At 73.0% G+C, this 16,400-nt stretch carries 17 protein-coding genes; 7 read left to right on the top strand and 10 right to left on the bottom strand.

Annotated features, from left to right (window positions below; all coding sequences use genetic code 11):
• Positions 1–66 precede the first annotated feature (66 nt).
• Positions 67–1,167, bottom strand: coding sequence for a sensor histidine kinase (locus ACWEOZ_RS00960; protein WP_451908711.1), 1,101 nt, complete (start codon positions 1,165–1,167; stop codon positions 67–69).
• 131 nt (positions 1,168–1,298) lie between these two features.
• Between ACWEOZ_RS00960 and ACWEOZ_RS00955 the strand changes: the two genes are divergently transcribed.
• Positions 1,299–1,967 carry a YqeB family protein gene (locus ACWEOZ_RS00955; protein WP_451908710.1) on the top strand — a complete coding sequence of 223 codons (669 nt, stop codon included), beginning with the start codon at positions 1,299–1,301 and terminating at the stop codon, positions 1,965–1,967.
• On the opposite strand, the gene ACWEOZ_RS00950 is transcribed toward ACWEOZ_RS00955, so the two are convergent.
• Positions 1,964–2,785 (bottom strand): methyltransferase domain-containing protein, encoded by an 822-nt coding sequence (locus ACWEOZ_RS00950; protein ID WP_451908709.1) that lies wholly within the window; start codon positions 2,783–2,785, stop codon positions 1,964–1,966. The genes ACWEOZ_RS00955 and ACWEOZ_RS00950 overlap by 4 nt on opposite strands.
• Before the next feature lie 100 nt (positions 2,786–2,885).
• Between ACWEOZ_RS00950 and ACWEOZ_RS00945 the strand changes: the two genes are divergently transcribed.
• Together ACWEOZ_RS00945 and ACWEOZ_RS00940 are read left to right on the top strand one after the other, a co-directional pair.
• Positions 2,886–4,331: a diguanylate cyclase domain-containing protein gene (locus ACWEOZ_RS00945; RefSeq protein WP_451908708.1), complete on the top strand. Its 1,446-nt coding sequence runs from the start codon at positions 2,886–2,888 to the stop codon at positions 4,329–4,331.
• 59 nt (positions 4,332–4,390) lie between these two features.
• On the top strand, positions 4,391–5,410 hold the full coding sequence (locus ACWEOZ_RS00940) for a Gfo/Idh/MocA family protein (RefSeq protein ID WP_451908707.1): 1,020 nt from the start codon (positions 4,391–4,393) through the stop codon (positions 5,408–5,410).
• On the opposite strand, the gene ACWEOZ_RS00935 is transcribed toward ACWEOZ_RS00940, so the two are convergent.
• The 5 genes from ACWEOZ_RS00935 to ACWEOZ_RS00915 are packed head-to-tail and all read right to left on the bottom strand — an operon-like array spanning position 5,407 to position 9,386.
• Entirely contained in the window at positions 5,407–6,435 is a 1,029-nt protein-coding gene (locus ACWEOZ_RS00935) for an amidohydrolase family protein (protein WP_451908706.1), read from the bottom strand. The two genes, ACWEOZ_RS00940 and ACWEOZ_RS00935, sit on opposite strands and share 4 nt — an antisense overlap.
• Positions 6,432–7,661 (bottom strand): kynureninase, encoded by a 1,230-nt coding sequence (gene kynU, locus ACWEOZ_RS00930; RefSeq protein WP_451908705.1) that lies wholly within the window; start codon positions 7,659–7,661, stop codon positions 6,432–6,434. Before kynU ends, ACWEOZ_RS00935 begins: the two co-directional genes overlap by 4 nt.
• Positions 7,658–8,515, bottom strand: coding sequence for a tryptophan 2,3-dioxygenase (gene kynA, locus ACWEOZ_RS00925; RefSeq protein ID WP_451908704.1), 858 nt, complete (start codon positions 8,513–8,515; stop codon positions 7,658–7,660). The genes kynU and kynA overlap by 4 nt, the downstream gene beginning before the upstream one ends.
• A 45-nt stretch (positions 8,516–8,560) precedes the next feature.
• Entirely contained in the window at positions 8,561–9,007 is a 447-nt protein-coding gene (locus tag ACWEOZ_RS00920; protein ID WP_451908703.1) for a YchJ family protein, read from the bottom strand.
• A 4-nt stretch (positions 9,008–9,011) separates the two neighbouring features.
• Positions 9,012–9,386 (bottom strand): MerR family transcriptional regulator, encoded by a 375-nt coding sequence (locus ACWEOZ_RS00915; RefSeq protein WP_451908702.1) that lies wholly within the window; start codon positions 9,384–9,386, stop codon positions 9,012–9,014.
• A gap of 53 nt (positions 9,387–9,439) precedes the next feature.
• Here ACWEOZ_RS00915 and ACWEOZ_RS00910 point away from each other — a divergent pair, with 53 nt between their 5' ends.
• Positions 9,440–10,372 carry an aldo/keto reductase gene (locus ACWEOZ_RS00910; RefSeq protein ID WP_451908701.1) on the top strand — a complete coding sequence of 311 codons (933 nt, stop codon included), beginning with the start codon at positions 9,440–9,442 and terminating at the stop codon, positions 10,370–10,372.
• Positions 10,373–10,375: 3 nt separating this feature from the next.
• Here ACWEOZ_RS00910 and ACWEOZ_RS00905 read toward each other — a convergent pair whose 3' ends face one another.
• The 3 genes from ACWEOZ_RS00905 to ACWEOZ_RS00895 form a co-directional block, all read right to left on the bottom strand.
• Positions 10,376–10,852: a methyl-accepting chemotaxis protein gene (locus ACWEOZ_RS00905; protein WP_451908700.1), complete on the bottom strand. Its 477-nt coding sequence runs from the start codon at positions 10,850–10,852 to the stop codon at positions 10,376–10,378.
• Positions 10,853–10,922: 70 nt separating this feature from the next.
• On the bottom strand, positions 10,923–12,035 hold the full coding sequence (locus ACWEOZ_RS00900; protein ID WP_451908699.1) for a HEAT repeat domain-containing protein: 1,113 nt from the start codon (positions 12,033–12,035) through the stop codon (positions 10,923–10,925).
• A gap of 258 nt (positions 12,036–12,293) precedes the next feature.
• A complete protein-coding gene (locus ACWEOZ_RS00895) occupies positions 12,294–13,205 on the bottom strand; it encodes an RNA polymerase subunit sigma-70 (RefSeq protein WP_451908698.1) in 912 nt (303 codons plus the stop codon).
• 107 nt (positions 13,206–13,312) lie between these two features.
• On the opposite strand from ACWEOZ_RS00895, the gene ACWEOZ_RS00890 reads away from it, so the two are divergent.
• The 3 genes from ACWEOZ_RS00890 to ACWEOZ_RS00880 all read left to right on the top strand — a co-directional run bounded on the left by ACWEOZ_RS00890 (position 13,313) and on the right by ACWEOZ_RS00880 (position 16,365).
• Positions 13,313–13,699 carry an SgcJ/EcaC family oxidoreductase gene (locus ACWEOZ_RS00890; protein WP_451908697.1) on the top strand — a complete coding sequence of 129 codons (387 nt, stop codon included), beginning with the start codon at positions 13,313–13,315 and terminating at the stop codon, positions 13,697–13,699.
• A gap of 86 nt (positions 13,700–13,785) precedes the next feature.
• Positions 13,786–14,799, top strand: coding sequence for a LacI family DNA-binding transcriptional regulator (locus ACWEOZ_RS00885; RefSeq protein WP_451908696.1), 1,014 nt, complete (start codon positions 13,786–13,788; stop codon positions 14,797–14,799).
• Positions 14,800–15,006: 207 nt separating this feature from the next.
• Complete coding sequence (locus ACWEOZ_RS00880; protein WP_451908695.1) at positions 15,007–16,365, top strand: ABC transporter substrate-binding protein; 1,359 nt, start codon at positions 15,007–15,009, stop codon at positions 16,363–16,365.
• Positions 16,366–16,400 lie beyond the last annotated feature (35 nt).

The following is a 16,400-nucleotide window of genomic DNA, read 5'->3' as shown; positions in this document are numbered from 1 at the left end:
TCAGGCCGGCCCGCACGAGCGCGTCGTCGTCCACGAGCAGCACGCGTACCGGCTGCGGCCCGGCGGTCACGGGGCCCACGGCAGCCAGGCCCGCAGGTGGAACTCGCCGGTGGCGGTGGGACCGTGGTCCAGGCGGCCGCCGGCGAGCTGCACCCGTTCGCGCAGCCCGACCAGTCCGGTGCCCGAGCCCGGCAGCCCGGAGCCGCCGGCCCGCAGCAGGTTGCCGACCTCCACGACCAGTCCCTGCTCGGCGTGGCCGGTGACCGCGACCTGTACGCGCGCGCCGGGCGCGTGTTTGCGGGCGTTGGTCAGCGCCTCCTGCACGACGCGGTAGGCGTGCCGGCCGACCCCGGCCGGCACCCCGTCGGCGGCCATTCGCAGCTCCACCTGTTCCCCGGCCTCACGGGACTGCGCGACGAGCGCGGGCACGTCGTCGAGGGTCGGTTGCGGACGGTCCTCGGCCGGCTCCCGCAGCACGCCGATCACCTGTCGCAGTTCCTCCAGCGCCTCGTAGGCGCTCTGCCGGATCACCCCGGCGGCCAGCCGTTCGCCCGGCGGGGCGTCCCGGCGCACCTCCAGCGCTCCGGCGTGCACGGCGAGCAGCGAGATCCGGTGGGCCAGCACGTCGTGCATCTCCCGGGCGATCCGTTCCCGTTCGGCCAGCCGGGCCTGCCCGACGCGCAGCTCCTCGCCCTGCTCGGCCTCGCGGGCCCGTTCGGCCAGGGACCGGACCAGCCGGCGCTGGGCGCGGACCAGCATGCCGATCCCGACGAGGATCACGTGCAGCAGCACCAGGAACGTCGTTGCCTCCCAGTAGGTGCGGGTGGGGCCGAGCGCGATCAGGTAGACGGTGGCCAGGGAGACGGCATGCACGGCGGTGACGGCGACGGCCACCGCGGCCGGGCGGTACAGAGCGACGGAGAACAAGGCGATGGGGGTGGCGCCCATGGGCAGCCCGAAGAGCAGGCCCAGCACGATCAGCACGAGGGCGAGAGCGACCGGGCGGCTGCGGCGGTACCGGATCAGGGCGGTGACCGCGACCACGCCGGCGACCAGCTCCACCCCGATCGGCCAGCCGTCGCCCTCGCTCAGGGTCGACGCCAGGAAGAAACTGCCCAGGGCCACGGCGGTGCCGGCCAGGGCGGCTTCGACCAGCCGGCGCCTCATGACTGGACCGTACTGTGCCGGGGCCGGCTCGCGCAGTGGCCGGTCGGCGGCCGCGGCGTCGACTTTGGTCGACGCGGGTGCGACCACCGCCGGTAGCGGGAGCCCGGCGACGGCCCGAAGACTCCTGGGTCGTGGACGAGACGATGGTGGCGACCCCGTGGTGGGCCCGGGTGGCGGTGTGGACGGCGTTGCCGGCGGCCGGGGCCGGGCTGGGCTGGGTGATCCGCGAGGTGCCGGGCTGGGTGCTGCGCATCCCGTTCGTTCCGGTACGGGGGCCGCTGCGCCTGGTGGACCGGCTGGGCGAGCCCGGGGCGACGATCGGCGCGGTGGTGCTCGGCACGATCGCCGGCCTGGTGCTGGCCGGGCTCGTCGACCGGGAGTCGCTGACCGTGCGCATCTCGGGGACGCAGGTGACGCTGACCCGGCCGGGCACCACGCGCGCAGTGCCGCGCGGCGCCGTGGCGGTGGCCTACCGCGAGGGCGACCAGCTCGTGCTGCTCGGGCCGACCGGGCGTGAGCTGGCCCGGGAGCCGTCACACCTGTCGGTCGCCCGGCTCGCTGCCGCCTTCGGTCCGGTGTGGTCGGCGCAGGACCCGTACGCCGGCTCCTACCGGCGCTGGGTGCCGGACCTGCCGGATGTCCCGGCGGGGGCGGCGGCGCTCTTCGCTGCCCGGCAGCAGGCCCTGGACAAGGGTGACAGCGACGACGCCCGGGACCTGCGCGAGGAGCTGGCCCGGCTCGGTTTTGTGCTGCACGACCGCAAGAAGCGCCAGCACTTCCGCCGGGTGGAAGAACCCTAGACAGTCGCCGCGACCACCCAGATGGTCAGGACCGCGAGGAACTCGCCGTCCGCGCCGGCCTGCTCGACCTGGTCGAACCAGCGCTCGCGCAGCCCGGTCGGGGTCATCCAGGACTCCTGCGGGACCCGGGGATTGACCATCGGCAGCACCACCGCGGCCGAGTCGGGGTCGGGGAAGTAGCAGGTCACCGGGATGGCGCTGATGTCGCGCAGGCCGTAGCCGACCAGCCGGCGACGCAGCGTGCGGCCCATGTCGAGCCGGCGCGGGGTGAGCCGGCCCTGCAGGTGCGCGACGATCGTGTCGGCCAGCCCGGTGTCGACGCCGTCGAAGGCCAGGGAGTCCCAGTCCGTGTCGAGCAGGCAGAGCCGGCCACCGGGGCGGACCACCCGGATCAGCTCGCCGATCGCCACGTCCGCGTCGTCGACGTGCTGCAGCACCCGTTCGCACCACACGCCGTCGAAGCTGTCGTCGGGCAGGTCGAGGTCGGAGACGTCGCCGGTCACGTACCGGATGTCGCCGCCGTCGTGGCGGTCGCGGGCGGCGGCCAGCGTGGCCGCGGAATGGTCCAGGGCGATCACCTCGCCGCCCGGCGCGACGGCCGTCGCCAGGGCCCGGGCGACGTCGCCGGCCCCGCAGCCGGCGTCCAGCAGACGCTGCCCGGCGGCCGGGCGCAGGGCCTGCCACGCGGTGTGCCGGACCCGGCGGATCTCCGGGTGGCGGGACATGCCCTCGAGGGCGGCCACCAGCATGGCGAACATGTCCGGCGGGATGGCGTCGAGGTCCGCGAAGGGGGTGCGGTCCAGCTGTGCGGGCTCCATGGCACCGATCGTCGCTCGGCGCGGCCTGGGCTGTGGGCGCCGGTCAACCTTCCGACACGGGAAGGCTCGGATTCCGGAAGTTTTCACCGATCGGGTGACCGTGACCCGCTTTCGGCAGCTGCTGCCCGCCGGCAACCTGGACCGCACCCGGCTGGCCGCCATGATCATCGCCTGTCTCGGGCTGGCCGCCGACCTGGCCCAGATCGGCAACGAGCAGCGGTCGGCGAGCTGGCACCGGGCGTCGTTCCTGGCCATCGTGCTGGTGATGGTCGCGGTCGTGCTGACCCATCTGCGCGGACGCGCGCCGTGGTGGGACTCGGTCACCCTGCCGGTGCTGATCACCATCGGGGGTGCCGGCCTGCGGGACCCGCTGGCGACGATCGGGCTGGCCTTCGCGGTCGCCCTGGCCCTGAGCCTGTACGGCCCGACCGGCCTGTGGATCGTGCGTACGGTCGGCGGGTTCGCGGCGATCCCGATCGCCGTGGCCATCTCGCCGGTGTCGCTCGGCCGCGTGGTCTCGTGGCACTCCCCGACCGTGGTCGCCATGCTGCCGTTGCTGGTGCTGATGAGCGCGATGATGCGCGGCATCTACCTGGCGCTGCGGCACCAGGAACGGGTCAGCGCCCGCGACGCGGTGCTGGCGCAGACCGGCAGTCGCATGATCAGCCTGACCGAGGTGACCGCCGTGCGCCGGCTGGGCGTGGAAGCGGCGAACGCCATCGTCGCCCTGACGCCGGGGGTCGCGATGGCGATCGTGCGCCGGGACGAGCGGGGCCTGTTCGTCAAGGCCGTGGCCGGTCTGCCGGAGTCGTTGCGGCAACGGCCCGTGCCCGAGTCGATGGTGACCGGCCCGGGCGGGCTCGGGGAGCTGGCGCCCGAGTTCCGGCACTGGCGGGTCGAGACGTTCTCCACGGATCTGCATCTGCTGGTCGGCGGGCGCAGCCCGGTGGCCGAGGACGTCGTGGCCGCGTTCCGCACGGTGTCGAACCAGGTGGTGCTCGGGGAGGCGGCCTGCGTGGCGCACGCCGAGCTCGACCACCGGGCGCACCACGACCACCTCACCGGGCTGCCCACCCGCGACAAGTTCTTCCGGGAGCTGGACGCGGCGACGGCGGCCGGGGCGCCGGGCAGTGCCGCGCTGCTGCTCATCGACCTGGACGATTTCAAGACGGTCAACGACACGTACGGGCACGCGGCCGGCGACGAGCTGCTGGTCGAACTGGCCCGCCGGATCGCCGGCGCGGGCGGGCCCGGCAGTGTGGCCGCCCGGCTCGGTGGCGACGAGTTCGCCCTCCTGCTGACCGGGCTGGGTACGCCGGGCGACGCCGACGCGACGGCCTGCGCAGTGAGCCTCGCCATCGTCGCCCCGGTCCGGCTGACCGGCGCCACGGTGACGGTCGGCGCCTCGATCGGCATCGCCGCGGCCACCGCGGGGTGCTGCGCCGGCGAGCTCACCCGGCACGCCGACGAGGCCATGTACGCGGCCAAGGCGCACGGCAAGAACCGGGTCGAGCGCTACGACCCCGACCGGCTGCAACCGGCCTGAGCGGCCCGGACGTCCGGTGCCCGGCAGCGGTGAAGATCGCGGGACGTAGGATCCGGTCCATGACGGCTACACGGATCGGACTGGTGGGGTACGGCTCAGGCGGGCGGATCTTCCACGCCCCCCTGCTCGCGGCGGCGGACGGTGCCGAGTTCGCGGGTGTGGTGACGCGTTCCGCCGAGCGGCGCGCCGAACTGGCCAAGGGCCACCCCGGCGTGCCCGCCTTCGACTCGCTGGCCGACCTCGCCGCGGCGGGCGCCGAGGCCGTCGCCATCTCCACCCCGGCGGCCACCCACGCGGCCCTGGCCCGGGAGGCGATCGCACTCGGCCTGGCCGTGGTGGTGGACAAGCCGTTCGCGCTGGACGCGGAGGCGGCCCGCGAGGTCACCACGCTGGCGGCCGACGCGGGAGTGCTGCTCAGCGTCTACCAGAACCGCCGCTGGGACTCCGACCTGCTCACCCTGCGGCGCCTGATCGGCGAGGGCGCGCTGGGCGAGGTCCGCCGGTTCGAGTCCCGTTTCGAGCGCTGGGCGCCGGACCGGGAGCCGCCCGCGGCCGGCGGTGGCACGCTGCTCGACTTCGGTGCCCACCTGGTCGACCAGGCGCACCTGCTCTTCGGCCCGAGCACCCGGGTGTACGCGGAACTGCGCGGCGACGGCGACCTGGACGACGACGTCTTCGTGGCCCTTCACCACGAGAGCGGCGTCGAGTCGCACCTGTGGGGCAGCTGGCGGCAGGCGGCGCCGGGTCCGCGCCTGCGGGTCAGCGGCACGACCGGCACGTACATCGTCGACGGCATCGACGGGCAGGAGGCGGCGCTCAAGGCCGGCCGGTCGCCCGCCGCCCTGGGCGAGCGCTGGGGTGCCGAGCCGGAACACGTCTGGGGACGGCTCTACCGCGGGGCCACGGGCGCGCCGGTCCGCAGCGAGCGCGGCCGGTGGGACACCTACTACCCGGCGTTCGCGGCGGCTGTCCGCGGCGAGGCGCCGGTCCCGGTCGACCCGTGGGACTCGGTCCGCAACATGGACGTGCTGGACGCGGCCCGGATCAGCGCGACCACCGGCGAGACGGTCGGGCTCTAACGCGGCCGCACGTGTGGGCCCAGGACGCGGGCGGTGGCCAGCGAGCCGGCGAAGGTGGCCGGATCCAGGTCCAGGCCGGCCGGCAGCCAGGCCGGTTCGCCCTGATCCGGATCGGTCACGGCGGCCAGGACGTCGGCCGGGCTCAGCCCCGCCTCCAGCAACGCTCCCAGCTCCCGCGGGTTGATCCCCGGCGGTAGCGGACCGTTGCCCAGGTCGGTGCCGTAGCGGACTTTTCCACCGTGGCCGAGGAATCGCCGCAGGTTGCCGAGCGCCACGTCACGCTCGGGCGTCGCGGCGCCCCAGCCGTGGATATCCAGAGTGCTGATCCAGGTCATCCGGGCCGCGCTGTCCCGGATCAGTCCGTCGTCGAGGGCTTCGGTCCACGGGGTGTGCGCGAGCATGTCGGCTCCGGCGGCCAGGGCGGCGGCCACAGTTCCCGGCCCTTCCGCGTGCACGACCACCGGCAGCGCCGCCGCGTGGGCCGCCTCGGCCACCGCGGCCAGCGTCGCGTCGCTGAGCACCGGGCCGCCCGCATGCGCGGTCACCTTTATCAGCGTCGCCCCGCCGGCGTGCGCCTCGCCGACCGCCGCGGCCGCGTCCGCCGCCGACCGCACCTCGCGGCAGCTGCCGGCGGGCGCCCACGAACGATCGCTGGGATAACCCCCGGGAGCGATCAAAAACGGACCGGCGAAGCGTACGGCCGGAGCACCGCGCGCCGCCTCGGCCGCGACCTTCGCCGGCACCCCGCCCAGGTCCCAGACCGACGAGATGCCCCCCGCCTGCACCGTCGCCAGATCCACCAGCGCCGAGTGCACGTGCGCGTCGCACAGTCCCGGCAGCACCGTCCCGGGCAACCGCCGCCGCGCCGCTCCGGCCGGCACCTCGCCAACCGGCACGACCTCCCAACGGCCGGCCGCCCCGCCCTCAGCGACCGGCCGGGCGGGCCCCAGTGCCACGCCGGTCCGCAGCCGGCCGTCCCACCACAGCGAGTCCGGCAGCAGCCAGTCCAGGACCGCCGGGCTCACGACTGTTTCTCGAGCAGGGTGCGCAGGACGGCCATGCCCCGGTGCACCTCGGCGAAGCTGGTGCTCAGCGGGGCCGGGCCGATCCGGATGCCGTCCGGGCGCCGGTAGTCCGGGATGACCCCGTTGTCCCACAGGCTCTCCAGCAGCTGCTCGAAGCCCGGCCGCCGCAGTGTGACGTGACCGCCGCGCTGCTCCGGCTCGCGCGGGCTGACCACCTCGACGCCCAGCGGCGCCAGCCAGCGGTCGGCCAGCTCCAGCGCGTAGCCGGTGAGCAGCACGGACTTGGCCCGTACGGCCTCGATGCCGGCCTCGGCCAGCATGTCGAGGTTGGCGTGCAGCGGGACCATGGCCAGGATCGGCGGCGTGCCGCTGAGCAGCGCCCGTACGCCCTCGGCCGGTTCGTGGCCCGGGCCCATCTCGAACGCCGCCCGGTGGCCCATCCAGCCCTGGATCGGCTGGCGCAGCTCGCCCTGCAGCTCGCGGCGCAGGTAGCCGAAGGCGGGCGCGCCCGGGCCTCCGTTGAGGTACTTGTAGGTGCAGCCCACGGCCAGGTCCGCACCCCAGGCGTCGAGCCGCACCGGCACCGAGCCGACCGAGTGGCTCAGGTCCCACAGCGTCAGGGCGCCCGCGGCGTGCGCGATCCGGTTGATCTCCGCGGCGTCGGCGAGCCAGCCCGACCGGTACGCCACGTGGCTGAACAGCACCAGCGCGGTGTCCTCGTCGACCACCGCCGCGACCTGGGCCGGCGTGATGCCGGTGGCCGGGTCCGTCTCGATCCACACCAGGGTCAGGCCACGCTCGGCGGCGATGCCCTCCAGCACGTACCGGTCGGTGGGGAAGTTGTCGGTGTCCAGCACGATCTTGCGCCGGCCGGGGCGGGCGTCGACAGCCGCCCGGGACAGCTTGTAGAGCAGCACCGTCGTGGAGTCGGCCACCACGACCTGGCCGGCGGCGGCGCCGAGCGCGACCGCTCCGAGCCGGTCGCCGAGCTGCAGCGGCCACTCCAGCCAGCCGTCCGTCCAGCCGCGGATGAGCCGGCCGGCCCACTGCTCGCGGACGAACTCGTCGAGCAGCTGGGCGGTGGCCCGCAGCGGCCGGCCCAGCGAGTTGCCGTCCAGGTACGAGACGACGTCGAAGCCGTCCGGGGTCAGGAAACGCTCGCGCAGGTGGGCCAGCGGGTCGGCGGCGTCGAGGGCCTCGGCCCGGGCCAGCAGGTCGTCGCTCACGCCTCCAGCACCCCGATCTCGGTCCGGACCGCGTACAGCTCGGGGAAGAAAGTCAGGTCCAGGGCCTTGCGCAGGAAGTTCACGCCGCTGGAGCCGCCGGTGCCGGCTTTGAAGCCGATCGTGCGTTCCACGGTCTTGAGGTGGCGGAAGCGCCAGAGCTGGAAGTTCTCCTCCAGGTCGACGAACTCCTCGCAGGCCTCGTACGCCTCCCAGTTGGCGTCCGCGTTCTCGTAGATCTTGGTGAACACCGGGACGAGCTCCTCGTGGTAGCGGTAGCCCTCGGTCACGTCCCGTTCCAGCAGCGCGGCCGGGACGTCGTGGCCGTGCCGGGCCAGGTAGCGCAGGAACTCGTCGTAGACGGTCGGCGCCTCCAGCGCGCCCAGCAGCAGCTCCTGCGCTGCCGGGTCGTCGTCGAAGATCGTCAGCATCCGGCGGTCCTTGTTGCCGAGCAGGAACTCGACCGCGCGGTACTGGTACGACTGGAAGCCCGACGACGTGCCCAGGAAGCTGCGGAACTCGGCGTACTCCGACGGGGTGAGGGTGGCCAGCACCGACCACTGCTCGGTGAGGCAGCGCTGGATGTGCTTGACCCGGGCCAGTCCCTTGAGCGCGGGCCGCAGGTCGTCGGCGGCGAGCTTGCGCTGCACGGCGCGCAGCTCGTGCAGGATCAGCTTGAGCCAGAGCTCCGACGTCTGGTGCTGCAGGATGAACAGCAGCTCGTCGTGGTGCTCGGGGACGCTGACCGGGTGCTGCGCCGAGAGGACCTGGTCGAGCCGCAGATACCGCCCGTACGACATGTTGACCTTGAAGTCGCGGACGATGCCGGCTTCCAGCGGCCGTTGATTCGACGACACGTGCCTGCCCTCCTCAGATGATTCACCTGAAGGAGATCACACCCGTCAGATGTTGGCGAGGGGCCCGTCGGTAAGGATCGGACCCCAGTACACCCACTGACCGTCGTGCCGCACGAAGCGGCTGCGCTCGTGCATCTCCCCAGGCCGGCCGGCGTCGCGGTAGTGGGCCCGGAACTCCACCACGCCTTCGGCGTCGAAGAGCCCGCCGCGGCTGGTGCCCAGCACGTCGAGCCCGGTCCAGCGCAGGCCCGGGTCCGGCTCGACGTCCGCCGGCCGGGTGTCCGGGTGCCAGGACCGCAGCACGTACGCCGCGTCGTCCAGCACGAAGGCGGCGTAGCGCGAGCGCATCAGCCCCTCCGCGGTCGCGGCGGCATGGCCCCGGTGCGCCGGGCCGCAGCATTCGCCGTACGGCTGGCCGAGGCCGCAGGGGCACGAGTTGGCGTCGTCGAAGCCGGTCAGCGTCGTGGTGCGGCGGGATGCGCGTCGGGCCATGGGTTCATTCTTGCTCACCCGTGGTGTCGAGCGACCGGTAGTAGCGGATCTTCCCGCGGATGTGCTCACGCTGCTCGGCCAGCTCGGCCAGGCGCCGGCCGATCTCGCGGTCGTGCTCCTCGAGCAGCTCCACGCGTTCCTGGATGGTGCGCTCGTCGCGGGTCAGGTCGGCGTAGCGGCGCATCTGGGCGATCGGCATGCCGGTGTCCCGCAGGCAGCGCAGGATGCCCAGCCAGGCGATGTCGTCGTCGTCGAAGACCCGCTGCCCGCCGGGGGTACGGGCGATGTCGTCGAGCAGCCCGATCCGTTCGTAGTAGCGCAGCGTGTCGAGGCTGAAGCCGGTCTTGTCGGCGATCTGGCCGGGCGAATAGGTCGGCATACCTGTGATTCTGCCCTTGATCTGGAGCGCGCTCCAGGTGGCACCGTGCCGCCATGAGCGAAATCGTTTTGGGAGCCATGCTGTTCGGCACGCGGATCGGCGAGCGTGAGTCGTTCGCCCTGCTGGACCACTTCACCGAGCGCGGCGGGCAGTGGATCGACACCGCGAACAACTACGCCTTCTGGCTGCACGAGAGCGGCCTCGGCGGTCAGAGCGAACAGGTCGTCGGCCGCTGGCTGGCCGCGCGGCCCGGCCTGCGGGATCGGGTACGGATCAGCACCAAGCTCGGCGCGCAGCCCACCGATCCGGCCATCGGCTTCCCGTCGGCCGAGGGCCTGTCCGCACCGGTGATCCGCCGGGCCACCGAGCAGAGCCTGGACCGGCTGGGCCTCGAGCACGTCGATCTGCTCTGGGCGCACATCGAGGACCGGTCGGTGCCGCTGGACGAGACCGTGACCGCGTTCGGTGACCTGGTGACGCGGGGCGTGGTGGGGCGGCTGGGCGCGTCGAACCACCCGGCGTGGCGGGTCGAGCGGGGCCGGCAGCTGGCCGCCGCCCAGGGTGTCGCGGGCTGGACGGCTCTGCAGTTGCGGCACTCGTACCTGCGGCCGCGGCCGGGGGCGACGTTGCCCGCGTCGGCGCACCGGGTGGTGAGCGACGAGGTGCTCGACTTCGTGCGCGGCAATGACGACGTGGTGCTGTGGGCGTACACGGCGTTGCTGAACGGGGGTTACGTGCGGCCGGAGCGGCTCGACGAGGCGTATGAGCACCGGGGCACGACGCGGCGGCTGGCCGAGCTGGACGCGGTCGCCGCCGAGCTCGGTGCGAGCCGCCATCAGGTGGTGCTGTCCTGGCTGCTGGGTGGCAGTCCCGGCGTGTGGCCGATCGTCGGGGCGACCACGGTGGAACGGCTCGACGAGGCGCTGGACGCGTACGAGATCAAGCTGGACGCCGCCCAGCGCGACCGGCTCGACCGGGCCGCCTGAGGATCAGCGGGCCTGCTGGTCCAGGACGATCGCGCTGATCACCTGCTGGCAGCGGTCCAGCTCCTCGATCAGGCCGCGCATCTCCTCGATCGCCGAGACGGCGTTGCGGGTGTCGCTGCGGATGCCGCCGACCTGCCCGCCGATCTCGCTGGTGGCCACCGCAGTCTCGTTGGCCAGGTCCTTGACCTCGCTGGCCACCACGGCGAAGCCCCGGCCGGCCTCGCCCGCCCGGGCCGCCTCGATGGTGGCGTTCAGGGCGAGCAGGTTGGTCTGCTTGGCGATGGTGGCGATGAGCTCGACGACCTTGCCGATCTCGGTGCTGCTGGCGTCCAGCCGCTGGATCACGTCGACGGCGGTCTGTGCCGCGCGGACCGCCGACCGGGTCGCCGTCGCCATGTCGCTGCTGACGTCGGCGAGCCGATGCGCGGACCCGGACGCCGTGCTGTCCGGGTATTCGTCACCGCTCTGCCAGTCCGTCATCGCGTTCCACCCCTCGCCGGCCCTGCCTTCAACATCGCACCCCCCGGTTGCCGTTCGCGGCGAATTCCCGCTATCGGGTCACGTCCGCCCGGCCGCGCGCGGCCAGCCGGGGATCGGGGTCGACGGCGAGCCGCAGTGCTGCCTTCCGGCGGGTCTCCGGGTCCCGGTCGTTCAGCAGCCGGTAGCCCGCCCGGCGTACCTCGGGGCGGCTGTCACCCAGCAGTTCCCAGCCCAGACCGGGAGGCAGCCGCCGGTCGAACGGGCGCAGCGCCAAAGCCGCCTCCCGGACCACGGCGGCGGCCGGGTCCCGCACCAGCGGCACCACCAGCTCCACCGGTACGGCGCCGAGGTGACCGAGCGCCCGGACCGCCGCAGCCCGGATCCGCCCCGACGGGTGGCTCAGCAGCGCGATGAGCACCGGGGCGTCGCGGTCGGAACCGGCCTCGGCCAGCCCGGCGACCGATCCCGGCGACGGCTCGGCGGTGCGGTAGTGCGCGACGACGTCCGTACCGGCGCGGCGGGCGGCGTCCCGGGCGATCGCGCGGACCAGCGGCGCCGGGTCGTCCAGGGCCGCCACCGCCTCGGTCGCCGGTCCCAGTCGCAGCAGCCCGGTGAGGCCCAGGGCCCGTACGCCGGCCGGCCGCGCCGAGAAGAGCCGCTCCAGGGTGGGCCGGTGCTGCCGCACGACCGCCTGTTCGTAGGCCGCCTGCGCGGCGCGGTTCCGGATTCGCGCGTCGCTCTCCCGCACGGCGAGGTCCGCCAGGGCGGGCAGGTCGAGGCGGCCCTGATGCAGGTCGGCGTCGAAGGCCAGCCGCCGCAGGTCGAGACCGGGCGACGCGGCCAGCTGCCGTCGCACATCGTCCGGTGCGGCGAGCACCGCGGCGGTGACCAGCGAAAGGGCGAAGCGCCCGCGGTAGCGATCGGCGAGCTTGACCGCCATCGGTACGGCGCCCGGCAGGAACCGCCCGGGGTCGTCACTGAGCAGCCGGGTCAGCGCCGCCCGGGCCGGGTTGCGCACCTGCGCGGCCCAGTCGTCGGCCCGCAGCACCAGCGGGGCCACCATTTCCGGGAACGGACGCGCGGCCAGGGCGGCGACGGCGCCCTCCCGGATCCGGCCGTCACGGTGCAGCGCCGCGAAGGCGATCGCGATCGGCGTCCGGCGGCCGTTGGCGAATCGCCGCAACAGCAGGTCGAACGCCGGCGCCGACCGGTCCGCGTACCGCCAGTGATCCGGCGGATGCTCTCGTCGAGGCGCACCAGCAGCCGCGGCCGGGCACCCAGCCGGGCCAGAGCCGTCCGGGCCGCGCACTCGTCGTCCCGGGAGTCCGCCTCGGCGAGCAGCTCGACCAGGTGCAGCATTGCCTCCTCGTCGTAGGCGGGCGTCTGCAGCACGGCGGTCAGGGCGTCGGTCATCGGGACATGGTGTCAACATCGGAGCTCGTCAGCGCGGCAATATCAGCGGCAGCCCGAAGGCCGTGAACAGGCTGTCGTCCATGAAGACGACGGTGCGGGTGACGGCGCCGCGGGCGACCTCGAAGACCTGGAGGGTGTGGGCGCGTCCGTCGACGTAGGCCGCCGCCGCGAGCCCTCCGTTGGCCTCGATCGGCAGCAGCCGCCAGTCGGTGCCGCGCATCGTCCAGACCCGGGCGATGAAGCCGGCGTACGCGTCGGCGCCCACGTACCAGTTGAGCACCGGCGGCATCTCCAGCACCACGTCGGCCACCAGCAGCCGCCGCAGCGCGTCCAGGTCGGCGTTCTCGAAGGCCGCCACGTACCGCTCGACGACGGCCGGATCGGGCGGCGCCCGCAGGTCGTCCTCGGCCACGTCGCCCATCCGGGACCGGGCCCGCTGCAAGCCGCTGTTCACCGCCGCCGTGGTCGTGCCCAGGGTCGCGGCGACCTCCGCGGCGGAGAATTCCAGCACGTCACGCAGCAGCAGGATCGCCCGCTGCCGGGCCGGCAGGAACTGCAGGGCGGCCACGAACGCCAGCCGCAGCCGGGTGCGGGCGGCGACCACGTCGGCCGGGTCGGTGCGCCAGGGCTGCAACCACGGCACTTCGGGCCGGGCCGTCATCGGTGCCTGCGGGTCGTCGAGGGCGCCGACCAGGCCGGACGGCAGCGGGCGGCGGGCCTGGCCCTTGAGCGCGGTCAGACAGGCGTTCGTCGCGATCCGGTAGAGCCACGTGCGCAGGGACGCGCGGGTCTCGTCGTACGTGCCGAAAGCCCGCCACGCCCGCAGCAGCGTCTCCTGCAACAGGTCCTCGGCGTCGTGCGCCGAACCGGACATCCGGTAGCAGTGCGCCAGCAGTTCACGGCGGTACGGCGCGGTCAGTGCCTCGAACTCCACGCCCATGGATACCGCCGGGCGGCCCGGAAGTCATCGCCCGTCCCGCGATGAATTCCCGTGGCGCCGGCGGTAGGTACGGCCGGAACCATCGGACACCCTCGAAAGGACAGGTCGTGACCGACGAGAACGATGTGCGTGCGGTGCTGCGGTCGATCACCGCGGCCTGGGACGCCCATGACGCCGACGCCTTCGCCGCCGCCTACACCCCGGACGCGACGGTGGTGCTGACCGGTGGCGTCTTCCACCGCGACCGGGAGGAGATCCGGGCGTACATGGCCGCGGGCTTCGACGGGCCGCTGAAGGGCACCCGGGGGATCGACGAGCCGGAGCTGGTGCGGGTCGCCGGGGACAGCGCGGTGGTGGTCAGCCGGACCGGCTTCCTGATGGTGGGCGAGACCGAGCTGCCGGCGGCGCGGGAACGGCGGGCGACGTGGACTCTGCGACGCACGCCCGAGGGCTGGCGGGTCGCCGCGTACGCGAACGTTGCAACCGCGAACTGACAGTATCCGCAAGACCAGGCAGCTGTTCGTCTGCCGCTGCAAGGTCCAGTACAGGATTTGCAGAGCACTGACGTAGGATTCCGGACGTGACCAAACGTCTCGCCGAAGTGGCGAAGAAGGCCGGCGTCAGTGAGGCGACCGTCAGCCGGGTGCTCAACGGCCGCAGCGGCGTGTCCGAGGCGACCCGCGCATCCGTGCTGACGGCCCTCGACGTGCTGGGCTACGAGCGGCCCACCAAGCTGCGCGGTGAGCGTGGCCGGCTGGTCGGCCTGGTGCTGCCCGAGCTGCAGAACCCGATCTTCCCGGCCCTGGCCGAGGTGGTGACCGCGTCGCTGGCGCAGCGCGGTTTCACCCCGGCCCTGTGCGCCCGCACGATCGGTGGCGTGCCCGAGCGTGACTACATCGAGATGCTGCTGGACCACCAGGTGTCCGGAGTGGTCTTCGCCGGCGGCTCGTACGCGCTGGCCGGCGCCGAGCACGGGCACTACCGCCAGCTGCTGGACCGGCGGATGCCCGTGGTGATGGTCAACGGCGGTGTGGACGATCTCGGCTTCCCGCACATCTCCACCGACGACGCGGTGGCGGTGGAGCAGGCCTTCGGGCACCTGCGGTCGCTCGGGCACGAGCGGATCGGCATGGTGATGGGCCCGGAGGACCACGTGCCCTCGCGCCGCAAGCTGGCCGCGGTCAAGGAGGTCGCCCAGTGGACCGGCCCCGCGGCCCAGTGGCCGGTCGAGCGCACCAACTTCTCGATGGAGAGTGCCCGGCTGGCCGCGACCCGGCTGATCCAGCGCGGCGTCACCGCGCTGATCTGTGCCAGCGACGTGCTGGCCCTGGGCTCGATCCGGGCCGCCCGCCGGCTCGGCCTCGACGTGCCGCGCGACGTCTCCGTGGTCGGCTTCGACGACAGCGTGCTGATGACGTGCACCGATCCGCCGCTGACCACCGTGCGGCAGCCGATCGAGCTGATGGGCCAGGCGGCCGTCGACGTCCTGGTCAACCAGATCGAGGGCGCCGCGGCCACCACCGACGAGCTGCTCTTCGAGCCGGAGCTCGTGGTGCGCGGCTCGACCGGCCCGGTGCCGGTCCGGACCGGCTGACCAGCACATTCATCCTCATCACCAGGGCGGGCCCGGCGGGCCCGCCCTTCTTTGTGCCCTGGCCCACATCCGTCGAGTTTTTTCTGTTGTTGGTTCACTTCTTGCGGGACACCGTTGGACTTTGTATCGTCACCTCCACGAAACATCGCACCGATGAGTGAACCCCCTTAGGCGCGCATCCCACCCCCAGGAAGGGGTCTATTTCCCATGTTCAGAACCAGGCTGCGCAGTGCCCTCGGGCTGCTGCTCGTCGCCGGGGTCGCGATGTCCGCCGCCGCGTGCGGCGACAGTGACACCCCCGCGGCGACCAAGGACGGCAAGGTCACGCTGGTGGTCAACGGCCTCCCGCCGGCCACCGAGAAGGCCACCCACGAGCGGTTCCTCGCCAACGTGGCCGAGTTCGAGAAGGCCAACCCGAACATCAAGATCGACGCCCGCGAGGGCAAGATGGACCCGCAGACGTTCCCGGCCAAGCTCGCCGGCGGCCAGCTCGAGGATGTCTTCTACGTCTACTTCACCGACCCGGCCAGCCTGATCGCCAAGCGCCAGGTGTCGGACATCAGCAAGTACCTCAAGGACTACCCGGTCACCTCGCAGATCAAGCCCGAGGTGCTGCGGGTGTTCCAGGACGAGGGCGGCAAGACGTACGGGCTGCCGTACAAGAACTACTCGATGGGTCTGCTGTACAACCGGGACCTGTTCAAGAAGGCCGGCCTGGACCCGAACAGCCCCCCGAAGACCTGGGCCGACGTCCGCACCGCGGCCAAGAAGATCGCCGGCCTGGGCAACGGCACGGTCGGCTACGGCGACTACAGCAAGAACAACACCGGCGGCTGGCACTTCACCACCGAGCTCTACTCGCTCGGCGGCGAGATGGCCGTCAACAACGGCGGCACCTGGAAGGCCGCGTTCAACAGCCCCCAGGGCAAGCAGGTCCTGCAGCAGCTCAAGGACATGCGCTGGACCGACAACTCGATGGGCCAGAAGCAGCTGCTGGAGTGGGCCGACCTGCTGCAGCAGATGGGCTCGGGCAAGCTCGGCATGTACCTGGCCACCGCCGACAACATCCCGACCATCGTCAACCAGTACAAGGGCAAGTACGCCACCTACGGCCTCGGCCCGATCCCGGACGGCAAGGGCACGCTGGGCGGTGGCGAGGGCTACATGTTCAAGGCCGGGCTCAGCCCGGAGAAGATCAACGCCGGTCTCAAGTGGCTGACCTTCTGGTTCACCTCGGCCGAGCGCTTCGAGGCCGAGAACAAGTGGTCGAGCGAGACCGACCAGCCGGTCGGCCTGCCCGAGCCGGCCATCTTCACCGGCGCGGCGGCGCAGACCCAGGCCGCGGCCGACAAGAAGTACGCCAACGTCCCGCAGGAGAACTACGCCGCCTTCGTGACCGCCATGCCGGCCATCCCGGTGAAGCTCGAGCCGCCGAACGCCCAGCAGATCTACGCGGCGCTGGACGTGGCCATGCAGAAGGTCCTCACCGACAAGAACGCCGACATCACCAAGCTGCTCACCGACGCGGAGACCCAGGCCAACTCCATCCTGGCCGGCGTCAAGTAATCGCAGCGGGCCGCCGGCGGGCCATCCGCCGGCGG

This window comes from Actinoplanes sp. NPDC004185, assembly GCF_053603475.1.
The sequence above is the reverse complement of the archived record's forward strand: the minus strand, read 5'-3'. Positions and strand labels throughout refer to the sequence as shown.

Coding starts and splice junctions, on each gene's coding strand:
- ACWEOZ_RS00960 (WP_451908711.1), bottom strand. CDS start 1,167: ATGAGGCGCCGGCTGGTCGAAGCCGCCCTGGCCGGCACCGCCGTGGCC.
- ACWEOZ_RS00910 (WP_451908701.1), top strand. CDS start 9,440: ATGAGCGAAATCGTTTTGGGAGCCATGCTGTTCGGCACGCGGATCGGC.
- ACWEOZ_RS00950 (WP_451908709.1), bottom strand. CDS start 2,785: ATGGAGCCCGCACAGCTGGACCGCACCCCCTTCGCGGACCTCGACGCC.
- ACWEOZ_RS00915 (WP_451908702.1), bottom strand. CDS start 9,386: ATGCCGACCTATTCGCCCGGCCAGATCGCCGACAAGACCGGCTTCAGC.
- ACWEOZ_RS00905 (WP_451908700.1), bottom strand. CDS start 10,852: ATGACGGACTGGCAGAGCGGTGACGAATACCCGGACAGCACGGCGTCC.
- ACWEOZ_RS00880 (WP_451908695.1), top strand. CDS start 15,007: ATGTTCAGAACCAGGCTGCGCAGTGCCCTCGGGCTGCTGCTCGTCGCC.
- ACWEOZ_RS00895 (WP_451908698.1), bottom strand. CDS start 13,205: ATGGGCGTGGAGTTCGAGGCACTGACCGCGCCGTACCGCCGTGAACTG.
- ACWEOZ_RS00940 (WP_451908707.1), top strand. CDS start 4,391: ATGACGGCTACACGGATCGGACTGGTGGGGTACGGCTCAGGCGGGCGG.
- ACWEOZ_RS00920 (WP_451908703.1), bottom strand. CDS start 9,007: ATGGCCCGACGCGCATCCCGCCGCACCACGACGCTGACCGGCTTCGAC.